Origin of the sequence: Streptomyces sp. NPDC002265 (assembly GCF_040296125.1) — a bacterium.
Taxonomy (GTDB): domain Bacteria; phylum Actinomycetota; class Actinomycetes; order Streptomycetales; family Streptomycetaceae; genus Streptomyces.
In genome coordinates this window covers 1-10,791 of record NZ_JBEOWS010000330.1, presented here as the reverse complement: position 1 = coordinate 10,791, position 10,791 = coordinate 1, and the positions used below count along the sequence as shown (strand labels likewise).

The following is a 10,791-nucleotide window of genomic DNA, read 5'->3' as shown; positions in this document are numbered from 1 at the left end:
ACCCGCCCAAGGTCGCCGTCTCCAAGCTGGTCAACAGCCTCAAGGGCGTCTCCGCCCGCCGGATACGGCAGGAATTCACCAGCCGGATCAACCGCGCCATCATGCACGGGCACCTGCGGTCGCCCCCGTATTTCTCCGCATCGTGCGGGGGAGCACCGTTGGCGATCGTGCGCCAGTACATCGAGCAGCAAAAACGTGCGCACCAACGTGCACGTCAGAGCAGCCTTGAGATGCATTCATCCCCGGCGTGAACGCCGGCGCTTTCTGCAAGAGCCCCGGTAACCTCGACTCCATGCCCCGCCGTTCGAGAGCGCCCCGTCGCCTGGTTGTCGACGCGCGGACGTACCTGTGGACGCTGCGTCACAGTCACAGCATGGTGGACGGCGGCCGGTCCTGCTGCCAGACCCTGACGCTGTACCCGCAGCCGGCCGGCGCCGGCGGCCCGCTGCGCATCGTCTTCGCCGCGGGCCCCGACCGGTACGTCCCGGGCGGGGCCTACGTGGGCTCCGGAGACGTGGGATACATCCGGGGTGCCGACCTCAATCTTCACGAACCCGGCGCCGTACGAGCTCTGCTCGATGTGGCGCTGGCCCGCGGGTGGCAGCCGCAGGAGCGGCAGGCGGTCGAGATCGACGGCTGGTCCCTGCTGGAGGCGGCAGCCGCCGTGCGGGCCGGGACCACCGGCTCCACTCAATCCTCTTGAACCTTGCGGGTCCTGGGGATCCGACCTCCCCCAGTCGGCAGGACCCGGCGTCGGTCCCCGGATGTCCAGCACGCGAAGTCCGGCGCCGCACCGCCCGGTTGACGCCCTTGCAACACTCCGTCAGCCCGGCTGTCCGTGGGAGCCCGCCTCGAGGCTCGCGCGAAGGACGGCCAGGGTCGAGGCGACGCGGGCCAGGTCGTCGGCGGGAACCCCCGCGGTCAGCGTGGCGAGTTCGCCCTCGACGACGGGACGCGAGGCAGCCAGCAGCTTCTCGCCCTCGGCCGTGAGCCGCAGGACGGACGAGCGGCGGTCCTGGGGGTGCGCGACCCGCAGACACCAGCCCGCGGCCACCAGCCGGTCGACCGCCTTGCTGACCGCCCCCACGGTGATCGCCACTTCGCCGACGATGTCGAGCACGCGGCACCCCGGCACGCGGTCGATGATCTCCAGGAACTCGAACTGTCCCAGCCCCAGCCCTTGTTCGGCTCTCAGCCGGGCACTCACCGCGTTGTACAGCCGGGTCTCGGCGCGCACGAGGTCGGTGAAGATCGGGGTGACGTGGCTCACAACAGCCTCCAGTAGATTCCCGGGAATCATCTTCCTCGGAATCCGGTTGGTCCCGGACAGATGGATTCCCAGGAATCCATCCTTGCATCCCGACCCCTGGAGGCCTCACATGTCCCGACAGCAGCGCGACGCCCTGGACGCCATGCTCCGCTCCGCCCCTCGCAGCGAGACGCGACCCACGGTCGAAGAGCAGCGCAGCGGCTTCACCGCCGCTGTCGGCCGCCCCGCGCCGGAGGGCGTGGCCGCCCGCAGGACCACGCTGGGCGGGCGGCCGGCCCTGGAGCTGGTGCCGGCCGAGGTCTCCGGGCGCGGCCGGCTGCTCTACCTGCACGGCGGCGGGTACGTCATCGGCTCACCGGACACCCACGCGGGGCTGGTCGGTGAACTGGCCCGCCGTGCCGGGCTGCGAGCGTGGTCGGTGGATTACCGGCTGGCGCCCGAGCACCCTTTCCCGGCTGCCGTCGACGACGGTCTCGCGGCCTATCGCGAGCTGCTGACGGCGGGCACCGACCCACGGGACCTCGTCCTCGCCGGTGACTCCGCCGGCGGCGGCCTGGCCATCGCCACACTGCTCGCGGCCCGGGAGGCCGGGCTGCCGCAGCCGGCCGCCGTGGCCGTCCTCTCCCCCTGGGCCGACCTCACCCTCGCCGGCGGAAGCATCCGCTCCAAGGAGCACGCCGACCCCATCTTCATCGAGGCCGACCTGCGCGCCTACGCCGATCTCTACGTCGGCACAGGCGACCGGGCGCATCCGCTGGCGAGCCCGGTGTTCGCCGACCTCACCGGACTGCCCCCGCTGCTCGTCCAGGCCGGGGCGAACGAGGTGCTGCTCGACGACGCGGTCCGGCTGGCCGGCCGCGCGGGGGCCGACGACGTCGAGGTCACGCTCGAGATCGGGCCCGGGCTCCCCCACGTCTACCAGCACCACTACGGCCGTCTGGGCGAGGCGGACGCCGCGCTCGACCGCGTCGCCCGCTTCCTCGCCGCCCGTCTGGACGCCGGGCGAACCGGCGCCGACGCGCTCGACCCGGTCCGCTGACACCCACGGCATCCACGTGATGGCGGCGACGCCCAGCGCTCGGCGACCCGACGGCAGCGGGTCACTTTCGCACCGTCGCCATCGGCAGTGGGGCCGGGGTCACTTTCGCGAGCCGACACCGTCGGCGGCGAGGCGGGCCTCGAAGCCGTCGAGGACGGACTGGAGACCGAACTCGAAGGTGCTGTCCGGTGCTGCGGAGTACTCCATGGCAGCCGCGGTGTCGAGGCGTTCACGCAGACGCGGGAATTGCCTGGCGGTCTCGCCGGCGCTTGCCATGGCGTCGGCCATCAACTGCTCGGCGTCCGCGCCGTTCATGCTCAGCCGACGGTTCAGCGAGACCTGTGCGGCAGGGCCGAGCGCGCTGCCGAGCACGAAGGTGAACACCGTGGCGGCCGCCCGGTCCGCGTCGTCGGAGGCGAAGCCCGCCTTTTCGTAGATGGCCAGGCTGAGGTCGTTGTTCCCGGCCTGACCGGGGCCGTACAGAAAGTGACTGCCGAACGCCTGGACCAGCCAGGGGTGTCGGGTGAGCATCGCGTGCATGCTGCCGGCGTGAACGGTGGCGGCCGTGCGCCAGTCGGTGGTGGCGAGGTCGGGCAGCTCGACCTCGTGCCAGATCGCGTCGCCGGCGAGGCGGACCAGGTCGTCCTTGGTCTTGATGTGCCAGTAGACGGCCGTGGCGGCCGAGCCGAGCCGTTTCGCCAGGCTCCGCATGTTGAGGCCGTCCAGCCCCTCGCTGTCGAGCAGCTCGATGGCCGCACGAACGATCCGGTCTGCGGTCAGGGTGTCTCGAGGCATGACCACCACCTTACTTGAACTTAGTTCACGCACGCTTGCACTTTGTTCAAGTCGCCCCTAGGCTGCGTCTCGTACTTAGTTCAAGTCACCGAGGGGGAAGCGATGTTGCAGGACAGGCTGTGCGAGTTCATCGAGACGCAGGCCACGGAGCTCGGTGTTCCCGGTGTCGCCGTCGGGGTGCTCCTGGACGGCAAGGAGATCTACGCCTCGCACGGGGTGACGAGCGTCAGCAACCCCGTGCCGGTCGACGAGAAGACGCTGTTCCATCTGGCGTCGGTGTCCAAGACCTTCACGGCCACCGCGCTGATGCGCCTGGCCGCCGAGGGGAAGGTGGACCTGGACGCGCCGGTGCGGCACTACGTGCCCGAGCTGAAGCTCGCCGACGAGCAGGCCGCGGCCGAGATCACCGTCCTGAACCTGCTCAACCACACCGCGGGCCTGGACTGGAACCTCATCGACGACGGCGAGGGCGACCGCTCCCTGGCCGGGCTCGTGGCGAAGCTGCCTCAGCTTCCCCTGATCGCACCGCCCGGGGCCCGCGCCTCGTACAGCCAGGCCGGATACAACCTGGCCGGACGGATCGTCGAGAAGGTCACGTGCCTGCCCTTCGAGCAGGCCATGGCCTCGCTCGTGCTGGAGCCGGTGGGCCTCGCGGACACCGTGTACGGCCTGACGGAGGTGATGGTCCGTAAGTTCGCCGTGGGCTACAACCGCGGCGACGACGGCGAACTGCGCCCCGCCCGGCCCTGGGGAGCGTTCAGGGAGGGCGCGCGCGGCGACAACCCCGGTGGCGGCCTCGCCTCCTCGGTGAGCGACCTGCTGCGCTGGGCACGGTTCCAACTCGGCGACGGCGAAGGCGTGCTGCCGGCTGCGGAGCTGCACCGTATGCGGGAGCAGACGGTCGGGCTGCGCGCCAGCACGCTCGGCGACGGCTTCGGCATCTGCTGGTTCCTGCACGACCTGGACGGCCTGCACGGCATCGGTCACGGCGGCTCGGGCAACGGCCAGTTCGCCGAGCTGCTCATCGTGCCGGAACGCGACTTCGCGGTGGTCTCCCTGGCCAACGTCGGCCCGGACGGCTATCCCTTCAACCAGTCCGTCGTGCGGTGGGCCCTCGAGAACTGCCTCGGCGTCGTCGAGAAGACGGCGCAGCCGGTCCCGTACGACGAGGGACAAGCCCGACAGGTCGCCGGCCGCTACGAGATCGACGCCATGAACCTCGACATCGCCTCCGACGGCACCCGTCTCACCCTGGCGGTCGGCATCAAGCCGGAGATCCGCGCGGCGTCGGACGAGGAGATGCCCCCGGACTACCCGGCCGCGGGCATCGGCTTCCTTCCCGGCGACGGCGACGAGTACATCGTCACCGAAGGCGGCCTCGAAGGGCAGCGTGGCTGCTTCTCCCGCGACGCCGACGGTGCGATCACAGGCGTCGACCTCGCCGGCCGGCTCTTCAACCGAGTCGCGAGGGCGTCCTGATCCGACGCCGGCAGGGACGGCTCCGAGCGGCCACCCCTGCCGGCCGATCGAGCCGGAAGGCCGGGCCGTGCACGGCCCGGCCTTCTCACCGGGCGGGGGCAGGACCGATCAACGGTCGAGGTCGATCGTGAAGCGCCTGACGCCCATGCCGATCGTTTCGGCGTGGATCTGGCCATGAGCCCGGTCGAACACCCCGGTGCCGCCGGTGATCGCGTTGTCGAACGAGGGCGGCGGGCCCGGGATGAGATTGCCGAAGACCATCCCCTGCACGGTGAGCTGGCCGCCGGGGAAGTTGTAGTTCACGTTGCACACCTCCGCTCCGCCGTTGTCGACCCGGGTGGTGGTGCAGGTGCCGGCGGTGTTGCCGACCGGGTTGTCGTTCAGGTCGAAGAGGTTCGAGCGGAAGACGGTCCGGTCGCCCTGGGCGGGGCTGCCGTCAGAGTTCACGGGGAAGCGCGTCTGCTCCGCGAGACGGCCGATGAGTGTGATCACCCGGTCTCTGCCCATGGCGGGGGCGAAACCGGAGTCCGTCGCGGCGGTCGCGACAGGGGCGCAGGCGAGCAGGGTGGCCAGCGCAGTGGCCGTGCCGAAACAGGCTGCCCTGATGGGGCGCATCGTATGGCTCCTGGGGTTGTGTTCGTGGACGGTCAGGTGCGGCATATTCATAACCTCGGCGCTGCCGCCGCCCGGAACGTCCTGGCGCGACCCGCTGGCAGATCCGACCGGTCGGACCAACCGCACACGACGGCAACGGCCATCGCCTCAGCGGTGACCCGTCGGCGCAGGCCTCTCCGGCGTCCTCGGCGAAGGCTTCTCAGCAGCGCAGCGCAAAGCCCCCATCACCGCGCGGGCGAGAACGCCTGCACCCTCACACCCGTGTCGCAGATGCGCACCGCCTGCTTCTTCCCGTTCGTGGTCGTGAAAGCAGGGGTGAGGGCCCGGGATTCGCCGGGCGGGACGACGTCGAGGCCGGTGACCGGCTCGCACTCGTCGAGGCCGGTGAAGCCGAGCGCTGCCGAAGCGGAATCGCCGGGAGCAAGGGTGAACTTCGCGGCCTCGCCGGCCGACCCGGCCCAGTCCACCGGCAGCTCGGTCCGGCCGGTCCCGGTCCTGAAGAGGAGGGAGGGAAAGCCGCGTACCGTGCAGGAACCGGGACCGTCGTTGGTGATCACCACCGAGGCCTGCCCCCGACCGGTACTGCGCGCCACGGCCGTCAGGTTCTCCGTACGGCAGTGGTCGGCGGCGGGAGTGGGCAGCAAGTCGGCTCCGAAGAGCACCCCGGCGGGCGGGGAGGACGCCCCGCCACCGCCCCCGCTCTCCTCACGGGCCCCGCTGCCGTCGGCCCCCGGCGAGCTGCCGCGCTCCGCCCCGCCCCCGGCCACGGCGCCCGACAAGTCCGAGCCCGCACCGGAGCCGCTTCCCGCCTGCTGCCCGGCGCCGGACGACGAGCACCCTGCCGCGCCGGCGAGGAACAGGACCGCGACTGCGGAGATCAATGGTCGGTGCATGGCTCCTGCTGGTGGTTCGAACGGGTGCACGGCCCCCGACGCTGCGCATCTGAGGGTATTGCATAGAATCCGTGGCGATCATGTCCACCGGCGCTGCACAGGGCACCGCCCCAGGGGAGAAGGCACGCCGGTGCACCCGAGTGACAACAACACGGACGCCAACGGGATGCGCCGCAGGCGGTTCCTGGGCGCGGGAGCCGTCACGCTGGGCGCCGCGGGTGCGGCAGGCGCCGGGCAGCTGCTGGCGGGCAACGCCTCGGCGTCCGTGGGCGGGGCGACCGCCACGGCCGGTGCCGGTACGGCGGTGAGCGGCACGGTCTTCAAGCTCGGCGTCGCCTCCGGCGATCCGCTGCCCACCGCGATCGTGCTCTGGACCAGGATCGTGCCGGCCCAGCAGGGCAGCTCCGGCATTCTGGCTCCCACCGTAGCGGTGAGCTGGGAACTCGCCTCGGACAGCGGCTTCACCACGATCGTCAGGAGCGGTACGACGACGGCGACCGGCAGCCTCGGCTACAGCGTCCACGTGGACGTCACGGGCCTGAGGCCGGCCACCGAGTACTGGTACCGGTTCAAGGCGCTGGGCCGCACCTCCATCACCGGCCGGACCCGCACCGCGCCCGCCGCCGGTGACACCCCGAAGAACCTGCGGATCGCGCTGGCCTCCTGCCAGAACTGGCAGCACGGCTACTTCACCGCCTACCGGGACATGCTCGAACAGCAGCCGGACCTCGTGCTGTTCGTCGGCGACTACATCTACGAGAGCTCGGCCTACTCCTATCGCGTACGCCGGCACGAAGGCGTGGGCCAGCCCGTCACGCTCGCCCAGTACCGCGCCCGCCACGAGCAGTACAACTCCGACCCGGACCTTCAGGCGATGCGCGCCGCGGCACCCTTCGTCGCCGTCTTCGACGACCACGAGGTGGAGCAGGACTGGGCCGGTGACATGGCGAACGACCCCGTCGCCTGGCCCCCCGCGAAGTTCCGGGCCCGCCGGGCGGCCGCCTTCCAGGCCTTCTACGAGCACATGCCGATCCGGGCCGCGCAGAAGCCCAGCGGCCCGAACGTCCTGATGTACCGCTCGCTCGACTTCGGCCCGCTGGCCCGGCTGCACGTCCTGGACACCCGGCAGTACCGCGACGACCAGGCGACCACCTCCGCCGGGGCCCTGAAGGCCGGCCGGGTCATCATGGGCGACACTCAGCGCAACTGGCTGGTGAACAGCATGCGCAGCTCCGGCGCGCGATGGAACCTGGTCGCCTCCCAGGTGATGATGGCCGAGACCGACTTCCTCGCGGGTGTGGGCAAGGAGTGGTCGTACGACGCCTGGGACGGCTACCAGAAGGAACGCGCCACCCTGCTCGCCGAGTTCCAGGGCATCCGCAACCCCGTGGTGCTCTCCGGGGACCGGCACCGCACCATCGTCAGCGACCTCAAGCTGGACTACGCCGACCCGCGGTCGGCCGTGGTCGGCGCGGAGTTCGTCGGGACCTCCATCTCCAGCAGCGGGGACGAGGACCTGGTGGCCTTCGCCGCCGAGTGGGCGCCCAAGCTGGCGGACAACCCGCACTGGAAGATCATCGATGCCCGGCGCGGCTATCTGCTCCTGGACATCACCGAGGACCGTATCGACGCACGACTGCGGGCGATCTCCACCGTGCTGACCAGGAACGGCACGACCACCACAGCGGCGACCTTCCGGGTGGACGACGGTGTGCCGGGCGTCTACCGGGCCGATGTCCCGACCGAGCCCTCGGCGAGTACGAGCACGAGTGCGGAGGAGTCCGCTGGAACGGAGGAGTCGGCCACCCCGGCCGACACCGTCTCCCCGGCCGACACGGCCACCCCGGCTCAGTCGGCCGGGCCGACGGAGTCGGCCACGGACCCGGCCGCGGCGACCGCGCCCGCATCGCCCTCCCCCACGCAGTCCCCGGGCGACACCGCCCCCGACGGCACCGCCACCGACGCCTCCGTCACCCCCTGACCTTCCGGGAGAGAACGTGTTCACCACCCGCCCCCGGCGGCACGACCGGAGCCCCGGACGCCGGCGCTCCCCCGGCATGAAGGCATCGGCAGTGGCCGCCACGGCCGCGGTGCTCGCGACGGGCGTCTTCGTGCTGCTGCCCACCCACGCGGACGCCGCCGCCCGGGTGCGCGGCGACTTCGACGGGGACGGCACGTCCGACCTGCTCTACCGCAACGTCGCGGGACAGCTGTACCTCGACACGGGCTCGGCCGAGACCATGGTCCTCGACTCGGACATCGCCAAGGTCAAGGACGTCCTGACCCCGGGCGACCTCGACTCGGACGGCGTCCAGGACGTGCTGACCCTCAGCGCGAGCGGCGTGCTGTACTTCCACTCCGGCAGCTACGCACGCAGCCCCGGCGGCCTCGGCTCGTACCGTACGGTCGCGTCCGGCTGGCAGGTCTACAACAAGGTCATCGCTCCCGGGGACCTCAACGGCGACGGCAAGGCAGACCTGCTGGCCCGTACTCCGGGCGGCTCGCTCTACTTCTTCCCCGGCAAGGGCACCGGCGCCCTCGGCAGCCGTGTGCTGGTCGGCACCGGCTGGCAGCAGTACGACGAGCTGATCGGCGCCGGTGATCTGACCGGCGACGGCGTCGGCGACCTGCTGGCCCGCACCCCGGCAGGCGTCCTCTACCGCTACCCCGGCAGGAAGGGGGGCACCTTCGGCACCCGGGTCAAGGACCCCAGGACCGACTGGGCGTCGTACAACCAGATCATCGGCGGCGGCGACTGGGACGGCAACGGCAAGACCGACCTGCTGGCCAGGGACTTCTCCGGCGCCCTGTGGTTCTACCCGGGCGACGGCAGGGGCACCTTCGGGACCCGGTCCGCCCGTAGCAAGGGCTGGGGCAAGGTCACGCAGTTCGCGGGAGCCGGCAACAACCCGCACTACGGCAAGTTCGGGACCATGGCCCGTACGACGGCCGGAAGCCTCTACAGCTACGAGGTCACCGGCACCGGCACGCTGACCGGCAAGCTCCTGGTCGGCGAGGCCTGGCCGTCCGCCACCACTCGTCTCGCGTACGCCTCCTCGCTCCGGCAGAACGGCCTCGCCGACCTGGTCGTCCAGTCCGTCAGCAGCGGCCGGCTGACCAACCCGGCGTTCTACGCCCTCTCCGACCCCCAACTCGCCACCGGCTCCACGTCCTACAACCGCATTCTCGGCCCCGGTGATCTGACCGGAGACGGCAAGGGCGACCTGCTCGCCGTGAGCGCCTCCGGCACGCTCTACCTCTACGCGGGCGACAACTCCGGCACCTCCGTCGCCTCCCGCGTCACGGTCGGCACCGGCTGGCAGCGCTACAACGCCGTCGTCGGCGCGGGTGACTTCACCGGTGACGGCCGCCCCGACCTGATGGCCCGGGACACCTCCGGCGTCCTGTGGCGCTACGCGGGCACCGGCAGCGCGTCCGCCCCCTTCTCGGCCCGGGTGAAGGTGGGCAGCGGCTGGCAGCAGTACAAGAAGGTGTTCTCACCCGGCGACGCCAATGGCGACGGCAAGGCCGACCTGATGGCCACGAACTCCTCCGGCGCCCTGTACTTCTACGCCGGCACCGGCACCGGAGGCTTCAAGGCGCGTGTCACCAAGGCCACCAGCGGCTGGAGCACCTGGGCCGACCTGCTGTGAGCTCGCCCTGCCGGGCTCTCTGCCCTGTGCCGGCCTCGTGGCAGCCCCCGCGAGACCGGCGCAGGAACCCGTTTGGCGGATCATGGCGGCCTCTGCTAATTTCGCGGAGGCCGTGCGACAGAACAAGGAGGTGGTACCCGTGAACACAGTATCGACATGGGTGCTCTCCTTCGGGGTCACGGTCGGGCGATAGGTCGTCGTCCGGGAGCGCCGTTGCAGTGCACTCCCGAAAGGCATGACCATGCAGTTCACGTCCGAACAGCGACTCGACGACGGCGTCCTCGAGCGCCGGTTCACCCTTGGCGAGATCCCGGGCATCCTGTGGACCCCTGAATCCGCCTCCGCATCCGCACCGGTCCCGCTGATCCTGCTCGGCCACCCCCCGCTCGGCCTGACGAGGATGTATCCCCGGCTGGTGGCCCGCGCACAACGCGCCGCGGCAGACGGCTTCGCCGCGGCCACCATCGAGCTCCCCGGCAGCGGCGAGCGGCCCCGTTGGGCCGCCGTCGACCAGGCCCGCGCCGACCTGCGCCGGGCGATGGAGACCGGCACGCCGGTCAGCGACGAGATCATCGACGCCCTCGTCCTCCCGCTCGTCGACAGGGCGGTCCCGGAGTGGCAGGCCGCCTTGGACGCCCTCCTGTCCGTGCCCGGGCTCGGCGGCTCGGTCGCGTACTCGGGGGGAGTTATCTCCATCGGCGTCCGCCTTGCGGTGGTCGAGCCGCGCGTCGTGGCCGCCGGCCTGTTCGCCGGGAGTCTCGTGCCACGCGCCATCTTCGAGGAGGCCCGTCAGGTCACCATTCCGCTGCACGTCCTGCTGCAGTGGGACGACGAAGGCAACGACCGGCAGGCGGCCCTGGACCTGTTCGACGCCTTCGGCTCCAAGGAGAAGACGCTGCACGCCAACATGGGCGGACACACCGGCGTCCCGCAGTTCGCAGGGGAGGACGCGGCCGGGTTCTTCGCCCGGCACCTGAAGTAGGGCCGGGCTGTCGGGTCAACGGCTGACGGCAGGCCGCGTCGGCCGGGGTGCTGCCCGTCGAGGGC

Annotated in this window: 11 protein-coding genes; 7 read left to right on the top strand and 4 right to left on the bottom strand. The window is 71.3% G+C overall.

Annotation, left to right across the window (positions count from 1 at the left end; translation table 11 throughout):
* On the top strand, positions 1–251 hold a 251-nt coding region (locus tag ABT085_RS37455), incomplete at its 5' end, for a transposase (protein ID WP_351618654.1).
* Positions 252–292: 41 nt separating this feature from the next.
* Positions 293–703, top strand: coding sequence for a hypothetical protein (locus ABT085_RS37450; RefSeq protein ID WP_351618651.1), 411 nt, complete (start codon positions 293–295; stop codon positions 701–703).
* Positions 704–823: 120 nt separating this feature from the next.
* Here the strand turns inward: ABT085_RS37450 and ABT085_RS37445 are convergent, their stop codons facing one another.
* The gene (locus tag ABT085_RS37445) at positions 824–1,270 is read right to left on the bottom strand and encodes a MarR family winged helix-turn-helix transcriptional regulator (protein ID WP_351618648.1); all 447 of its coding nucleotides are present in this window, start codon (positions 1,268–1,270) and stop codon (positions 824–826) included.
* Positions 1,271–1,379: 109 nt separating this feature from the next.
* Here ABT085_RS37445 and ABT085_RS37440 point away from each other — a divergent pair, with 109 nt between their 5' ends.
* Positions 1,380–2,309: an alpha/beta hydrolase gene (locus ABT085_RS37440; protein ID WP_351618646.1), complete on the top strand. Its 930-nt coding sequence runs from the start codon at positions 1,380–1,382 to the stop codon at positions 2,307–2,309.
* 99 nt (positions 2,310–2,408) lie between these two features.
* Here ABT085_RS37440 and ABT085_RS37435 read toward each other — a convergent pair whose 3' ends face one another.
* On the bottom strand, positions 2,409–3,104 hold the full coding sequence (locus ABT085_RS37435; protein ID WP_351618643.1) for a TetR/AcrR family transcriptional regulator: 696 nt from the start codon (positions 3,102–3,104) through the stop codon (positions 2,409–2,411).
* 102 nt (positions 3,105–3,206) lie between these two features.
* Here ABT085_RS37435 and ABT085_RS37430 point away from each other — a divergent pair, with 102 nt between their 5' ends.
* The gene (locus ABT085_RS37430) at positions 3,207–4,583 is read left to right on the top strand and encodes a serine hydrolase domain-containing protein (protein ID WP_351618640.1); all 1,377 of its coding nucleotides are present in this window, start codon (positions 3,207–3,209) and stop codon (positions 4,581–4,583) included.
* Between the two features lie 108 nt (positions 4,584–4,691).
* Here ABT085_RS37430 and ABT085_RS37425 read toward each other — a convergent pair whose 3' ends face one another.
* Positions 4,692–5,198 carry a hypothetical protein gene (locus ABT085_RS37425; RefSeq protein ID WP_351618637.1) on the bottom strand — a complete coding sequence of 169 codons (507 nt, stop codon included), beginning with the start codon at positions 5,196–5,198 and terminating at the stop codon, positions 4,692–4,694.
* A 224-nt stretch (positions 5,199–5,422) separates the two neighbouring features.
* A complete protein-coding gene (locus ABT085_RS37420) occupies positions 5,423–6,091 on the bottom strand; it encodes a DUF4232 domain-containing protein (protein WP_351618629.1) in 669 nt (222 codons plus the stop codon).
* A gap of 166 nt (positions 6,092–6,257) precedes the next feature.
* On the opposite strand from ABT085_RS37420, the gene ABT085_RS37415 reads away from it, so the two are divergent.
* The 3 genes from ABT085_RS37415 to ABT085_RS37405 all read left to right on the top strand — a co-directional run bounded on the left by ABT085_RS37415 (position 6,258) and on the right by ABT085_RS37405 (position 10,726).
* On the top strand, positions 6,258–8,072 hold the full coding sequence (locus ABT085_RS37415) for an alkaline phosphatase D family protein (protein ID WP_351618660.1): 1,815 nt from the start codon (positions 6,258–6,260) through the stop codon (positions 8,070–8,072).
* A 76-nt stretch (positions 8,073–8,148) separates the two neighbouring features.
* A complete protein-coding gene (locus tag ABT085_RS37410) occupies positions 8,149–9,744 on the top strand; it encodes an FG-GAP repeat domain-containing protein (protein WP_351618627.1) in 1,596 nt (531 codons plus the stop codon).
* A gap of 241 nt (positions 9,745–9,985) precedes the next feature.
* Positions 9,986–10,726, top strand: coding sequence for an alpha/beta hydrolase (locus tag ABT085_RS37405; protein ID WP_351618657.1), 741 nt, complete (start codon positions 9,986–9,988; stop codon positions 10,724–10,726).
* The last annotated feature ends 65 nt before the right edge of the window (positions 10,727–10,791 follow it).